12 protein-coding genes are annotated in these 15,470 nt (G+C 49.0%); 10 read left to right on the forward strand and 2 right to left on the reverse strand.

From position 1 onward, the window contains the following. The first annotated feature begins 300 nt into the window (after positions 1-300). Both K5621_RS07680 and K5621_RS07685 read left to right on the forward strand, forming a co-directional pair. Complete coding sequence (locus tag K5621_RS07680; RefSeq protein ID WP_100142341.1) at positions 301-2,958, forward strand: TonB-dependent receptor plug domain-containing protein; 2,658 nt, start codon at positions 301-303, stop codon at positions 2,956-2,958. 514 nt (positions 2,959-3,472) lie between these two features. After that, positions 3,473-6,124 (forward strand): TonB-dependent receptor, encoded by a 2,652-nt coding sequence (locus K5621_RS07685; RefSeq protein ID WP_221050843.1) that lies wholly within the window; start codon positions 3,473-3,475, stop codon positions 6,122-6,124. 161 nt (positions 6,125-6,285) lie between these two features. Here K5621_RS07685 and K5621_RS07690 read toward each other — a convergent pair whose 3' ends face one another. Both K5621_RS07690 and dusC read right to left on the reverse strand, forming a co-directional pair. Further along, complete coding sequence (locus K5621_RS07690) at positions 6,286-6,627, reverse strand: TraR/DksA C4-type zinc finger protein (RefSeq protein ID WP_100142343.1); 342 nt, start codon at positions 6,625-6,627, stop codon at positions 6,286-6,288. Positions 6,628-6,753: 126 nt separating this feature from the next. Continuing rightward, positions 6,754-7,707: a tRNA dihydrouridine(16) synthase DusC gene (gene dusC, locus K5621_RS07695; protein WP_221051150.1), complete on the reverse strand. Its 954-nt coding sequence runs from the start codon at positions 7,705-7,707 to the stop codon at positions 6,754-6,756. Positions 7,708-8,000: 293 nt separating this feature from the next. Here dusC and K5621_RS07700 point away from each other — a divergent pair, with 293 nt between their 5' ends. The 8 genes from K5621_RS07700 to K5621_RS07735 all read left to right on the forward strand — a co-directional run bounded on the left by K5621_RS07700 (position 8,001) and on the right by K5621_RS07735 (position 15,460). Then, the gene (locus tag K5621_RS07700; protein WP_221050844.1) at positions 8,001-8,423 is read left to right on the forward strand and encodes an HvfA family oxazolone/thioamide-modified RiPP metallophore; all 423 of its coding nucleotides are present in this window, start codon (positions 8,001-8,003) and stop codon (positions 8,421-8,423) included. A gap of 58 nt (positions 8,424-8,481) precedes the next feature. Continuing rightward, positions 8,482-9,318 carry an HvfB family MNIO-type RiPP peptide maturase gene (locus K5621_RS07705; RefSeq protein ID WP_100142345.1) on the forward strand — a complete coding sequence of 279 codons (837 nt, stop codon included), beginning with the start codon at positions 8,482-8,484 and terminating at the stop codon, positions 9,316-9,318. Next, positions 9,318-10,082 (forward strand): HvfC family RiPP maturation protein, encoded by a 765-nt coding sequence (locus K5621_RS07710; RefSeq protein WP_221050845.1) that lies wholly within the window; start codon positions 9,318-9,320, stop codon positions 10,080-10,082. The genes K5621_RS07705 and K5621_RS07710 overlap by 1 nt, the downstream gene beginning before the upstream one ends. A 451-nt stretch (positions 10,083-10,533) precedes the next feature. Then, positions 10,534-10,908, forward strand: a complete 375-nt coding sequence (locus tag K5621_RS07715) for a YbaN family protein (RefSeq protein WP_221050846.1) — start codon at positions 10,534-10,536, stop codon at positions 10,906-10,908. Positions 10,909-10,995: 87 nt separating this feature from the next. Continuing rightward, the gene (locus tag K5621_RS07720; RefSeq protein ID WP_100142349.1) at positions 10,996-11,391 is read left to right on the forward strand and encodes a response regulator; all 396 of its coding nucleotides are present in this window, start codon (positions 10,996-10,998) and stop codon (positions 11,389-11,391) included. Positions 11,392-11,486: 95 nt separating this feature from the next. After that, positions 11,487-12,038: an adenine phosphoribosyltransferase gene (gene apt, locus K5621_RS07725; RefSeq protein WP_100142350.1), complete on the forward strand. Its 552-nt coding sequence runs from the start codon at positions 11,487-11,489 to the stop codon at positions 12,036-12,038. Positions 12,039-12,159: 121 nt separating this feature from the next. Next, positions 12,160-15,000 carry a DNA polymerase III subunit gamma/tau gene (gene dnaX / locus K5621_RS07730; protein ID WP_221050847.1) on the forward strand — a complete coding sequence of 947 codons (2,841 nt, stop codon included), beginning with the start codon at positions 12,160-12,162 and terminating at the stop codon, positions 14,998-15,000. A 130-nt stretch (positions 15,001-15,130) separates the two neighbouring features. Continuing rightward, positions 15,131-15,460 (forward strand): YbaB/EbfC family nucleoid-associated protein, encoded by a 330-nt coding sequence (locus tag K5621_RS07735; RefSeq protein WP_025011505.1) that lies wholly within the window; start codon positions 15,131-15,133, stop codon positions 15,458-15,460. Positions 15,461-15,470 lie beyond the last annotated feature (10 nt).

Genomic DNA, 15,470 nt, shown 5'->3' on the forward strand with positions numbered 1-15,470 from the left:
AGTTAAAACTGCCGCCTTGGTTATCGATTAAAAAAAATGCATTGTAAACAATGCGTTATGATACATGGTGATACATGTTCTCTACTACCCGCATCTGTACGGTAAATAAATTATTAGCGCAGGCTTGATAAGTGGATTGTGTTTTACAATTTAAACCAGTGGTTAACACTCTATTATCATTTAAGTTATTGATAATGTTGCTGTTATTGGTATGTTTCTCGTTTGGGGGGCTGAGTATTACATAGAATAAGAACACGGTGTTCCCTCCCTGCCACCGTGCTTTGTAAAAGGAATGAGAATATGTCAACGCAGACTGCAGTCGCTAAGGCTATCCGCTTTAGTCTGTTTGCTTTTGTTTCCACATCAATCCCTACAATGGCTTACGCCGCCGATGATGCCCAGGTTACTGAGAAAGTAGAGCGTATTGAGATCACAGGATCTCGGATTCAGCGTACCGATATGGAAACTTCTTCACCTGTTACCGTGATCAGTAAGGCTGACATTGATGCTTCCGGTATGGCAACGGTTTCAGATTTCGTTCGCAATCTCTCTCAGAATAGCTTTGGTTCATTTCGAGATGCGTCCGGTTTCGGCTCTGGTCAGTCATCTCAGTCAACAGTGAGTATGCGGGGGTTAGGTGCATCCAGAACTCTGGTTTTGATCGATGGGCGTAGAATGGGGTCTTCGGTCGCTTTTGGTGGCGGAACTCAAAACCTCAACGTGGTTCCCATGGCCGCAGTCGAGCGAATCGAAGTTTTACGTGATGGAGCATCGGCCGTTTATGGTTCAGATGCTGTTGCTGGTGTAATCAATATCATCACGAAAAAAGAATATGAAGGGGTCGAGGTTGACACCGAATTTGGTACAACTGAACACGGTGGTGCAGATAACTCAAGTGTTCGTATGACTTTTGGGGCTTCTGGCGAAAAAACCAACATCGTAGCATCAGTCGAATATTTTAACCGTTCCCCTTTGTACGATGCTGATCGCAGCTATTCAGAAACTCTATATAGTCCTTATGGTTGGCCAGGCACAGGTTCTTATATCGATAAGACCAAGCCAATACTCGATGATGATGGCAAGCCTACTGGTGCCTATGAACGTGTGAGTTTTGCCGATAGTCGATGTGGAGAAGGTAACTCGGCTTTAGTTGGTGACGTCTGCGCTTATAATGCTGCTGCAGAATCTGCAACTATGGCATCGCAGGAGCGTTTTTCTACGTTCTTGAAAGTTGACCATCAAGTTGCCGAAGATATCAACTGGATTAGTCGAGTGATGATGAGCAGAGTTTGGACTGAAGGCCAATATGCTGCTGCACCCAACAGTTATAACCCGGTGTTGAAGTGGACCGAGGCTAATAGTGATATCTACGAAGCTACCGTAAATCAATATGGTAATGATTACCTGAAAGGACAGTTAAAGTACGATGCTGATGGTAAGTTGATCGGTGGTGATGATATTAGCCTCCGGATGAGAACTGTGCCACTCGGTCCCCGTATTACTAAAATTGAAGATACAGATATTAACGTACTGACTTCTTTGGAAGGTTATAGTGATGTTTTAGACGGAATGAATTGGAGCCTAGGTGCTCAATGGATTCGCTCTGATGTAAACACTGTCCAAACCGGATTGGCCAATGCCAAGATGATCCAAGAAATGCTCGACAATGGTACTTTGGATTATTTTGCTGCGGGAGCCGGTTACCAGGAAGGTGATAATGAGAAGGCATTACAGCAGGCTGCTCATACCGGTATTTTTACCGGCCGAGTCCAAACCTATGGTGTAGACGGTAGTATCAGCTTTGATCTTTTTGACATGCCCGCGGGGACAGTTCCTTTGGCTCTTGGCGTAGAGTTCATGCGAACTGAATATGATAAGTTCAATGATGCTGGCTCTAATTTAGGCAATATTATCGGTACTTCTGGGGGCGATAACATTCGTGGAAAGAGTCGTGAAGTAACCTCAATTTCCATGGAGTCTATGTTGCCGCTGATGGACAATATGGATCTGGAGTTATCGGCAAGATTCGATGACTACAGTGACTTTGGCAGTACTTTTAATCCAAAAGTTGGACTGAGTTATCGTCCTGTTGACTCTCTGTTGCTTCGTGCGTCCTACGGCACTGGCTTTAGAGCACCTACCTTTGATGACATGTATGCGACTGCATCTGAAACTTATCTTTGGGCAACCGACTGGGTGGGATGTAGTGCTGGTGTCGCTGAGTGTGGTGAAGCTCAATATCGTGCACAATACCAAGGAAATGAGGAGTTGGATCCTGAAGAGTCCACCTCTTTATCTCTTGGCGTCGTATGGAATGTCACCGACTCACTGGATTTTGAGCTTTCATATTATGACATCGAAATAGATGACGTTATCACAACTATGTCTTCTCAAGATGTACTGAACCTCGAACGTGACGGCTATGATGTAAGCGGTATGCTGTATCGGAATGCCAACGGTGAAATCGATTACATGGTTCTGAAGAAGATGAACTTGGGCACCTTGAAAACTTCAGGCCTTGACTTCAATATCAGGTACTTACTCGAGACTGGAGTGGGTGACTTTGTTTTCAAGGCTGAGACCAATTACGTTCTCAAATGGGAAGAGAAAGAGGGACCATCGGCTCCAATGAAAGATGTTGTTGGAGAAACTGGTCAGCCAGAATTCCGAGTCAATTTAAGCAACACCTGGACATACAACGAGTGGGATGCGTCACTGTTTGCAAGGTACACAGATGGTCAAGAAGACTCTTCATATGGCAAAACCGATAGCCAATGGATAGTTGATGCTCAGGCCGGTTACCATTTACCTTGGAATGGTAAGGTTAGTCTCGGTATTCGCAACCTGTTTGATGAAGAGCCTGCCTTTACTGAGCGCATGGGCTTCCCAGGTTATAACACTGATTTGTATGACCCAATGGGTAGAGAATATTATATTCGGTATAATCAAAAGTTCTAATTTTGGCGTCTTGATGTAGTTTAAGACTACATCAGTGCGGAACTATGCTTGTTCGAATTAAATAGTATTTAATTTGTGTTGTGTTTCAAAGTCGGCTAATAAGCCGGCTTTTTTTGTGCTTTACGTATGGATTTAGATTGATTTTTTGAATCTGTAGATGGATGCATATCGATACATTTTTGTCTAGAAAGTTTTTATTGGTTTGTTTGGGTTAAATTTATTTTGCTATTTACTATTTGAAATATATTTAACCATTTTTATACATGTGTTATCTCTTTGTATCTTGTATCCATTGTTGACATATCCAGATGATTTTATTGGTATTATTGATTTTTTCGTGTTCCTCTGTTGGTGCTTATGTATCAAATGGTAACTTGTTGGGAATTTGTTTATAAATGGTGTTGACCTAAATGTTTTGTTTACGGAATATTGTTAATAGAGTTGTGATTGTTTACGACTTTCAAAACAAAAATAATCAGATATTTCATGTGAAGGAAACATCCGGGAGACAAATATGAATTCCATTAGTCTAACTGCGAAGGCAGTTCGTCGCGGTTTACTTGCTGCGGCAGTTACGGGAGTTGCATTCAGTAATTATGCAGTTGCCGAAGAGGTCGATAGTAAAAAGGTCGAACGTATTGAAGTGACGGGTTCGCGTATCAAGCAAGTGGATATGGAAACGGCTTCACCTGTGACCGTTATTACTGCCGCCGATCTTAAAGTCACCGGTGAGACCTCTGTTGCCGACGTATTGAATAACGCCAGTATCAACAGTTTTGGTTCGTGGCGTGGTATGTCCGGTTATGGTGCCGGTGCCAGTGCAACCAGCGATGTTAACCTGCGTGGTCTGGGTTCTCAGGCCACGCTTATTCTGCTTGATGGTCGCCGTATGCCTGGCACCAGTTCTAGCTCTGGAACCGTTGCCGATACTTCCAGCATTCCAATGGCCATTGTTGAGCGAATCGAGATCCTGCGCGACGGTGCCTCTGCGGTTTACGGCTCAGATGCGGTTGCCGGGGTAATAAATATTATTATCAAGAAAGACTTTGAAGGGGTCGAGCTTAACTACACTGGTGAATCCCCGGATGTAGAAGGCGGCGATGCTTCACGCTTTTCGGTAGCGGCGGGTTACAGCACCGAAAAAGGCAATATTACGGTGACATTTGAGCACTATGACACCACTTCCGTATATGACAGTGATCTGTGGGATGAAGGTGGTGCCGATTGGTTCTTGAACAACGGCAGTACTTTCAGTCCTTCACCAAACGGTTTATACAACACCGGCTTGTTGGATGAGAAAGGGGAGGAGATTTACGACTTTTACTATAACTCGGAAACCTGCGCTCAGGTCGGGGCGACTCAGGAAGCCGCTTCACGTTGTCTGTATGATCCTGGTTCAGTGACCAAGCTATTTGGTAACGTTAACCGTAACAGTATCTTGTCTAACTTCAACTATCAGTTGAGTGAAGATATCCAGTTCCGTGGTCGCGCCTCTGCCAGTTTTAGTGAAACCAATACCCGTTATGCTGGTACACCGGTCTCAACCAATCTGCCCGTGATGGCAGCCGATAACGTGATGAATCCGGTAGATAAGGATCTGACGGTTTATATGCGTTCTGCGCAGATAGGGCCGCGAGATACCACTACCGAAACCAATTCTATCGACTTCCTGGCCGGCTTGGTGGGGTACTGGGATGTGGGTAATGGTATCGATTGGGAAATCAATGCTCAGCATACTCGTTCTACTACAGACTCGTTTAATTACAATCTGATCAACGACAACATAGTTCAAGATCTGATCGATACAGGTGAGTACGATATCTTCAATACGACAGGCATGAGTTATGAAGCTTGGAATGCGCAGATGTCAGATCTCTATCGTCAAGCCGCTCATACCGGTGTATATCAGGCCCAGTTCAACAGCACTCAATTTGATGGTTTGTTATCCGGCATGTTGTATGACAGCAATGGCATTACGCTGGCGGCCGTTGTCGGTGCCGAGTATGAAATGATCGAGTTTACGCAGCTGAGCGATCCGCAATCTGCCGCCGGTATTATCTCTGGTGGTTCGGGTGGCGATGATGTGGATGCTACTCGTGACCGTAGTTCGGGTTACGTAGAGCTGCAATCTTCATTGCCTTACAATATCGACTTGTCTGCCGCGCTGCGTTATGAGCGTTATGAGCAGGAAGGCAACATAGCTTCTGGCCATGTGTCTTCGACTTTTGATTCTGTCGTGCCCAAGCTTTCTGCCAGTTGGCGTCCGATAGACTCTCTGTTGCTGCGTGCCAGCTGGGGTGAGTCTTTCCGTGCTCCTAACATGGGTGAAATGTTTGCTGGTGAAGCACTGAGTTTTGAATATGCTTTAGATACCCTGTGGTGCGCCGAAAATTCAGATGAAAACTACTGTGCCAATAACCAGCAGCATAAAACCTTCTACGGTGGTAACCCCAACTTGGAAGCGGAAGAGGGTGAATCTCTGACACTGGGCTTTGTCTGGAACGTGACCGACGATTGGAGTATCGAAACCTCCTACTACGACATCAGTTATGACAACAAGATTGAAGTGGTGGACGTTGATGATCTCATCCGTGAAGAAATCGCCAACGGTGGTTCGCAATATATAGTGCGTGGCAGTGACGGCAAGATTGAGACCATTCATACCCAATACCGTAATCTGAGTGCGCTGGAAACCTCAGGGGTTGATTTTGTTACCAATTACAATTTGGCCACTGGTGTGGGTGACTTCCGCATGAAGCTGGAAATGACTCATGTATTGGAGTACAAGACCAAGGCCGATGCTACCTCGGACTTCTTTGATGAAGCGGGTTTGCAGGATCTTCCTCAATGGCGAGGCAGTGCATCTGTCAACTGGAGCTATGACAAGTGGGGAGCTGCCTGGGCCGTTTATTACATAGGTAGTCAAGACTCGGGCGCAGAGATCTATAAGAATCCTGATCTTGTTGATATCTCAAGTTACTTTAAGCACAACCTCCAGGTAAGTTATGCCCACGACTGGAATGGCTCTATTACCCTGGGTGTCAACAATCTGTTCGATGAAGAGGCACCCACCTGGTATAGCTATGATGGTTTCCGTGACGTTAACACAGGTTTGTACGACGTACTGGGCCGTACCTGGTTTGTGACCATCAATCAGAAGTTCTGATAAAACGCCGATCCTCCCTTACGGCTTAGCCCCGCCATTTTGGCGGGGCATTTTTATGCTTCACCGTGGTCCGATGGGGCCGCAGTGCTTTAATGGGGCAGTAAAAAACACAAACACAAAAAAGCAACCTCTTGGGTTGCCTTCATTACGCCTGATGTCAATCAGTGGTTCAATCTCAACTCTTGTCTGTGTTCATGTTTATATTGCTCGTGGCAACGTTCACAGCGCTGCTCGGTCGGATCTTTAACGAGTCGATGTGACTCGATTTCTGCTTCACAGTCTGCGCAAAGACCGTAAAGTCCTAAATCCAGTTGGCACAACGCGGCATCCAGTCGCAACAGCTTGTGATAGAGTGGGTGTTTGCAAAGATCGGCTTGGGTCATGGTTTCAATCAGATCACTGAGAGATATTTCAGGATCCCAATGAGGTCCGAGCGCCATTATCTCTTTCCTGAGATCGATTTCTAACGCCGACAATGCTTGTCTGATATGGGAGCTACTCACTGATAATTGCCTGTAAAAGATAGAGTCTACGGTCATTCAGTCTAAACAGCCGAGTCAATGTCACTATGATAAAGATCAATTCAGGGCGACATTTTCTGTCTTCAGCGACAAAATTGTCAGAATCGCTCACATCTTGTCATCTATTTCCCGGTAAGCCCGACTTAGCGTGGCCACTATGTCATCGGTTTGCTTGTGTACCCTCAGTTCTCTGAATAAAGCATCGGCTTGTGGATACTGGCGATTAAGATAACTGAACCACTGCTTTATTCGTGCCGGATAGTAACAACTCTTGCGACCGCTGAGCTCTTTTTGGCTATAACTCATCAGCAGAGCCAGAGTTTGCTGCCAGCTATATTGTGGGGCATCGTTTTTGATGTGATCCGCCAAATTGGGCAGAGAGATGGCACCGCGGCCCACCATGATACTGTCGCAACCCGTTACTTCCATGCAGCGCAGGGCATCTTCCCGGTTCCATATTTCGCCGTTAGCGATCACCGGGACGGGTAATTTTTCTCTAATTTCAGTGATATATTCCCAGTAAGCCGGTGGACGGTAACCGTCTTTTTTACTGCGGGCATGGACGGCTAACTCAGTGGCGCCGGCTTCATAAATCGCCAGCGCATTTTCCATAAACAGACTCTTGTCTTCAAATCCCAAACGAATTTTGGCTGTGACCTCATGGGGCGCAGGAACCGCCTGGCGCATGGCTTTGACTATCTTGTGAATTTGTTCCGGGTATTGCAGCAATACGGCACCGCCCTTGCTGCGGTTAACCATCTTGGCCGGACAACCAAAGTTGGCATCTACCCCTTGGGAGCCCAGTTCAATGGCCCTCAAGGCGTTTTCGGCCATCCAACCAGGCTCTTGCCCTAAAAGTTGTACCCTGACCGGCGTACCGCTGAGGGTCATGCCGCCTTGCAATAGTTCGGGACAAAGGCGATGGAAGACTTTATCTGGCAACAGCTGATCGACTACACGTACAAACTCAGTGACCATCAGATCATATGGGTTGATCGCCGAGAGTAGCTCCCGCATCAGATTGTCAACAACCCCCTCCATAGGGGCGAGAATAATACGCACGTGTTTAAGGCCTGACTGAAATAGAAAGTGGCGCATTCTACCTTAAATCCCATTCGTCACCAATCCATGGCTTGAAAGGCCAAGACCTGTTTAAGATTTGTTCCGGTTAACCGCTTGATTTTATCTTGATTTACTATTTTACTGAATCTCGTCCTATCAAGGCGTTTGGATAAAAACTGTGATCCGTGATTGAAAATGTGAAATAGATTCTGCTGTCCTCGGGTCTGATAGTGCAAGCCGGTCATTGAGGCCGGTCACTCGTAACAACTCTATGAGCAAAGGCAGGAAAGATAATGAAGACAGTCAAGACAACTACAGTAGCAGCCGCTTTGGGTATGGTTATCGCCGGCAGCGCCGTCGCGGCAGAAGCTCAAGTCAATCCTTTTGGTTTTCAGGCTATGGAAGCCGGTTATCAATTGGTTGGTAATGAAGGTAAGTGTGGCGAAGGCAAATGTGGCGATAAGAAAGTCAAAGAAGCCGAACAAAAAAGCCGTGAGGGCAAATGCGGTGAAGGCAAGTGTGGTGAGGGGATGAATAAGGCTGCCGAAGGCAAGTGTGGTGAGGGCGTGAATAAGGCCGTTGAGGGGAAGTGCGGTGAAGGTAAGTGCGGTGAAGGCATGATGCACTCAGCCGAAGGCAAAGCTAAAGCCGAAGAGAATAAAGCCAAGGCAGAAGCCAACAAAGTCAAGGAAGGCAAGTGCGGTAGTAACCACTGAAGCTGAATAGTGCAGGGCGCATTGCGCCCTGTCTGAAACCACAAGGCGGTAATTATTTATGAATAACAGTGTCGGTTTGGGGCTTAGGCGGGAGATGTTGGCCGAGTTTTGTCAGGCAGCACCGAGGGAGGCCGACTTTTTTGAAGTCGCGCCGGAAAACTGGATGCGTCTTGGCGGTAAGTTTGGCAAACAGTTTCGACAATTGACCGAAAAGCATTCCTTTTATTGCCATGGGCTCAGTCTCTCCATCGGTAGCCCGGATCCACTGGATTTGGCGTTTATCGAGGAGATTAAGCGCTTTCTCGATTTGCACCAGATAGATGTCTATTCAGAGCACTTAAGTTATTGCTCCGCCGATGGGCATATGTACGATTTGATGCCAATCCCTTTTACCTATGAAGCTGTGCGACATGTTAGTGCCAGGGTCAAACAGGTTGAAACGATTCTAGAGCGGCCATTGATTCTGGAAAACGTGTCCTTTTATGCCGCGCCGGGCGCCGAGATGACAGAGCAAGAGTTTGTCTGCGCCGTGTTGGAAGAGGCGGATTGTCGTCTGTTGCTGGATGTTAATAATATCTATGTCAACTCGGTTAATCATGGCTATGATCCTGCAGCTTTTCTGGCGGCGATGCCCAGTGAGCGCATCGCTTACCTGCATATTGCCGGCCATTATCAACAGGATAGAGATCTGATTATCGATACCCATGGCGCCGATATTATCGATCCTGTCTGGCAACTGCTGGCAGAGTGTTATCGATTGCACGGGGTGCATCCTACCTTGCTGGAGCGGGACTTTAATATTCCCGAAACCCGAGTCTTGTGCCAGGAGTTGAGGCAGATAGACTCGCTACAACGTCAGGCCTTGGATGCTTTTGCGCAACAGAGGAGAGCTTAATGGCCTTGGCCCAGTTACAGCAGGCTTTTGTGGCCTATTTGCGGCAGGAAGATATGCCTTTGCCGGCCGGCACCGATGAACGGCATATGCAGGTATATCGCGAGCTTTTTTTCAATAATGTCAATGGCTTTGTCTCCAATGCTTATCCGGTTCTCAAGTCGCTGCACACTGAGGCGCAGTGGTTGGCGTTGGTAAAGGATTTTTTTGCCCGCCATGAATGTCAAAGTCCGCTGTTTATCGATATCGCCGCCGAGTTTCTCGACTATCTGTGCCGTGAGCAGGCAAGTGCATTGGATGTCATGCCTTTTATGCTGGAATTGGCACACTACGAGCTCTTGGAACTGCAGGTCTCTGTGGCCGAAGATGATTCGGCGCCTTGGCTCAAGCAGGCTGACATTCAGGCGCTTGAACAGCTAACCACAAAATTGCAGCTGGCAGCCACCGCCAGAGTGGCGCAATATCAGTTTGAGGTAGATAGAATTAGCCCTGATTTCCGCCCGGATTCGGTGGCGGCCACCCCGGTATTTTTCTGTGTTTATCGTGATCGGGAAGAGGAGGTGTGCTTTTTAAGGCTCAACCCCATGACGGCGCAGTTGCTGGCCAAATTGCAGCAAACGCCAATGAGTTTTAGCCGGTTGCTTTCCTGGCTCGTAGAGACATTTCCCTCATTCCCAGAGCAGCAGCTTTATCAAGGGGCGCTCACTACGCTAATGGAATTGGCGGCGCTGGGTATTATTCGTAAACGAGTGGCTGCGGCTATATAACCAGACACTGAATACCCACCTTGAGGCCTATTATATGTGTCGACTATAGCCCGAGCAGGGGAGGACTCATGATGTTATTCTTGGGGTTCAGGTATGGGGCAAAGTGCCTGTAAAACGCCAGGTTGTGGTTTTTTGGCTAATCCCATTGAAAAAACATGGTTTTTATCGGCGTGATAAAGGGCTAGAATGGCGCGGTTTTGTGATTAAGATCACTGCCAAACTAGCCCTGGAAGTAGAGGAGCTGTCATGAGTCAGCCGTTTAAAGACCCATTCAACATATTGTATTTTCTTGGTTTTATTCTGGTAATGCTGTTACCTACATTGCCCGCCAGTCTTTCTTGGCTGAAGCATGTGGGATTGATCTGAAGCAGTAAGATCCCGCTTTTGCTACAATGGCCACCCTCAGCGGTGGCTTTTGTTTAGGAGCGATCGATTTTCCAAAGGAAAGCGGATGGTTATCAAAAGGGGCTTCTTTTTAATCTCGGGGATCCTGAGCTTGTGCATGGGGTTGCTCGGCATCGTCTTACCTGTGTTGCCGACAGTTCCCTTTATTTTATTGGCCGCCTTCTGCTTTGCCCGCTCCAGTGAAAGATTGCACGACTGGCTGCATCGCCATCCTTGGTTCGCCCAGCCTCTCAACGACTGGCATGCTCGAAAGGCCATGCGTAAGAAATTAAAAAGAAAGGCTTTATTGATAACGGGCGCCAGTTTTTCCCTCAGTATTGCCTTAGTGCCGCTTGGGTGGGTTAAGCTCTTGCTGGCCGTTTGCGGCATCTGCTTGTTGTTATTTCTGTGGCAAATTCCTGAGCTGGAAGATAGTGAGTGATCCTGTAGACAAAAACGCCGACTTGTCGTGATTTTGTCATTCAGTTGGGGTAGCCTTGGCGCGCCTTGAAACTACCAGGGAAACTTCATGAGTTTCAATATTTTGCTTGTTGATGATAATAACATCAGTCAACAGGCCTTGGCAGAACTGTTCCAGAGCCAAGGTTGGCACTGTACGCTGGCCACCAATGGCATGCAGGGGCTGGTCTGCGCCGAACGGCAAACTTTTGATGCCGTGATCAGCGGTTTTTACATGCCTTTGCTCGACGGGCCGCACTTCATCCCGCTGCTCAGGCAACTCGATGGTTATGCCAAGCTGCCTGTGGTGGTACTCAGTACCCATAGCCAAGAGAAGGTCGCCGCCAGTATGGATATGTCACAAGTCAGCGGCTTTTGGAGAAAACCGTTGAACTGTGACACAAAGCAACAACTCCTGGATCACTTATCAACAGAGATTGTTGCATGGCGGATTAAAGCGGCTTAAGCTTTAGCCGGATTTTTGAAATGCAGTCCACCTTTGCGTGGACTTTTTTGTTGTAAAGAGCCGGGCCCAGTGTCTGGAAACTAAGTATTGAGACTATGGCAATGAACTCCGACAGCTTAAGCCTGATTAAGCAAAGCATTAAAACCATTCCGGATTATCCAAAAGCCGGGATCCTGTTCCGCGATGTGACCAGTCTGCTTGAAGACCCGGTTGCCTACCAATTGAGCATTCGCTTGCTGGTGGATCATTATAAAGATCATGGTTTTACCAAGGTTGTCGGTACCGAAGCCCGTGGTTTCCTCTTTGGGGCCCCTCTGGCGCTGGAACTAGGTGTGGGCTTTGTTCCTGTGCGTAAGCCCGGCAAACTGCCAAGAGAAACCATAGCCGAGAGCTATGAGCTGGAATATGGTCACGACACCCTGGAAATGCATGTCGATGCCATAGTACCGGGTGACAAGGTACTGGTTATTGATGACTTGCTGGCAACCGGTGGTACCATTGAAGCCACGGTTAAGCTTATCCGTCGTTTGGGAGGCGAGGCCAAACATGCAGCGTTTATCATTTCTCTGCCTGATCTGGGTGGTGAACAACGCCTGACCGAACATGGGCTTGAGTTAGTCAAACTGTGCGAGTTTGAAGGCGAATAAAAGCTCAGCCCTGCCGCTTTGCGGGTCATCTCGGTAGCATGAAGTCATACCTCATGTTATTGTTTTACGATCCGCGGAGCTTGCTCCCGCAAAGATATTTTTATGGATTTTGGGGAGTTTCATGTCCTATCAGGTACTAGCCAGGAAATGGCGGCCTGCCAGTTTTGATCAGGTAGTCGGCCAATCACATGTATTGCATGCATTGACCAATGCCCTGAGTCAGCAACGACTGCACCATGCTTATCTGTTTACCGGTACCCGCGGCGTCGGCAAGACCAGTTTGGCGCGCCTGTTCGCCAAAGGGCTCAATTGTGAAACCGGGATCACCGCCAAGCCATGTGGCCAATGCAGCGCCTGTCAGGAAATTGCCCAAGGGCGATTTGTCGACCTTATCGAAGTCGATGCCGCTTCCCGTACCAAGGTAGACGATACCCGCGAACTGCTTGACAATGTTCAGTATCGCCCGACCCGAGGGCGGTTCAAGGTTTACCTGATAGACGAAGTGCACATGTTGTCCCGCAGCAGTTTCAATGCGCTGCTCAAGACACTGGAAGAACCTCCAGAGCACGTCAAATTCCTGCTGGCCACCACAGATCCGCAAAAGCTGCCGGTGACAGTGCTTTCCCGCTGCTTGCAATTTAACCTAAAGAGCCTGGATCAGACTGAGATGGCTGGTCAGCTGCAGCATATTTTGCAAAGCGAAGGCCTCAAGTTTGAAACCTCTGCGCTGACGCTTCTGGCGCGAGCCGCCAACGGCAGTATGCGTGATGCCCTGAGTCTGACCGATCAGGCCATCGCCTTTGGGGCCGGGCAGGTGATGCTGGAGCAGGTCCAAACCATGCTCGGCGCCATAGATGAGCGCCAGGTGCTGGCGCTGTTTGATGCGCTCCTTACAGGTGATATCGCCAAAATGATGCAGGAGGTGGCCAAGGTGCTGGCATTTGGCGCCGATGCTGCCGAAGTGCTGCGCAGCCTGCTGGAGCTCTTGCATCAGATAACCCTGAGTCAGTTTTCACCGGCGGCGGCCAATCTGTCGCTGTTCGGCCCCCAAATTACCCATTATGCTGAAAACCTCGCCCCCGAGCAGGTGCAGCTCTATTACCAGTTGCTGCTCAGCGGTCGTAAAGAGCTGCCTTATGCACCGGATCCCAAGTCAGGGCTGGAGATGGCGTTACTCAGAGCCGTTGCCTTTGTGCCGGAAACACCACCCAAACGTTGGCAAAGGGGCGAAGTCGCCGATCTATCCACCTTGGAACACAGCAATAGTGCCCCCGCAGCTGCAGGGGCGATGAATCAAGCTGTGGCAAGCAATAACGCCGATGAGATAAAACCTCAAGCCGCCTCTGCTCAATCTGTTACAAGCCGGGTTGTCGAAGCGCAAGTCGAGAAGCCGCAAGCTGCCAAGATGCCAACACAGGTAAGCTCGGCGGCTGAGATGCAGGCGAGCAGTGTTGACTCACAGATGGCTGCCGATGAGGGCGAAGATGCAGACGAACAGGCCTTATTGGCCGAACAAGCGCTGCTGTTATCCCAGGCCGGTAGCATGGGCTTTGGGAATGAGGCCTCTGAGCCTGTTAAAGTGGCCGAGTCTCAGCCAGCAGAGCAACCGGCTGCAGCTCAGCCTCACCAGCCAGTGTCACAAGCTGAAACCTCGGTTATTAGCGATGAGCAGCAGTCCCAGGATGACTTCTACGCTGCCATGAGCTACTCACAACAAGGTGAAGGGCAGGATAGCAGCCTGGATTTTTATCAGCAGCAGATGTCGATGGACGGTCAGATGCCATCCGCTGCCGACAAGAGTGCCTCCGAAGTATCGCTGCCAAGTAAGCCATCAAGCGAGTCAGTGCCTGCCGATGCCAACATAGAATCTGCCAGCGATGACATCTTGGGTGATGATCTGCTCGATCAGGTGCTTGCTACCCGGGATTTGCTGCTCAGCGATATAGAGGCGGCCAGCCCCAAGGACGGTGAAGAAAAAAAGCCTTTGCTGGAGCGCCGCAGCGCGGCCGCAGCTCCTGAGTCCGATGCTGTAGCGGCTACTCAGCCTGAAGCGGAAGCAGAGTCAGAAAACAACCCTGAGCGGCATAATGGTCTTGAGCAAGGAAACAGCTCTGAGCCCTCCCAAGCAGAAACGCAAACTCCTGTCGCCGGGGAAATGCCTTTTGGATCTGGCCCAAGTCATGTCGCGGCGCTCAAGGAAGATAGGCCGCCATGGGAAGAGGCCCCAGAGGGTGCGGTTGCAGCGGGTCGCGAGGTGATGGAAGACAGTGAAACGGTTCAAAATGCGGCTTTCTCACAAGCTGAACCTGAGTCTGTGCCTGAGCCACAAGCACAACATCCCGCGCCGCAGACAGTACAGGACGCTGCACCACAGACGATAGAAGAGCCGGTACAAGAACCTGCAAAAGCGATTAGGCAACCGCCAAGTCAAAACATTGTGGCAAACGCTGAGGCTCGGCCCGCTCCCGAACCGGGCTTAGCACTAGACCCAGGGGCCGCGGATGTCTTTGCCCATGCTCTGCCCAGCGGCCATCCACAGGATCTCTATTGGTATAAATTGATGTCCGCGCTGGAGATTGGCGGCCGGGTGCGGCAACTGGCGGTAAACTCAGTCTGTGAACGGATAGCTGAACCGCTGCCCTTGCTGCTCAAGCCGGATCAGAAGCACTTGGCGGCAGATTCGGCCATCAAACAGCTCGAAGAGGCGCTTTCCAAACTGTTTGGGAAACCTTGCCGCACAGAGATTGTCGTAGGAGTAGATGACCAAAGGGAAACGCCGTTGGAAATTCGTCATCGTTTTCATCAGGAACTCCTGAGCGGGGCTCATGCTTCATTGATGAATGACGAAAATATTCAATGGCTTGTTAGTCATATGGGGGCCGAACTGGATCAGGATACTCTCGGCTATCCCCCTGAGCTGCTCAGTCAACGGGCTAATTTGATTGCAGACAAGGCGCCCTAGGGCCGGTGGATGTTACCCGCTTCATAAGATTGCCGTTCAATGCGACTCTTGGATTGCCAAGCGGGTTTATTTCAGTAACATTAGCCAACTTTGACCTGTTACTCACAACTTGAATTGAAGAGATAAAGTTATGTTTGGAAAAGGCGGTATGGGCAACCTGATGAAGCAAGCCCAGATGATGCAAGAAAAAATGGCCAAAATGCAGGAAGAGATCGCCCGCATGGAAGTCACAGGTGAGTCAGGCGCAGGCTTGGTGAAAGTCACCATGACCGGCAGCCACAATGTTCGCAAAGTCGAGATAGATCCCAGCCTGCTGGAAGACGACAAAGAGATGCTGGAAGATCTGATCGCCGCGGCCTGTAACGATGCGGCCCGTCGTGTTGAAGAGAACCAAAAGTCCAAGATGGCCGAAGTGACAGGTGGCATGCAATTGCCTCCTGGCATGAAGATGCCATTCTGAGTCGGAATAA

The organism is Shewanella carassii (assembly GCF_019670705.1).
GTDB classification, from domain to species: Bacteria; Pseudomonadota; Gammaproteobacteria; order Enterobacterales; family Shewanellaceae; genus Shewanella; species Shewanella carassii.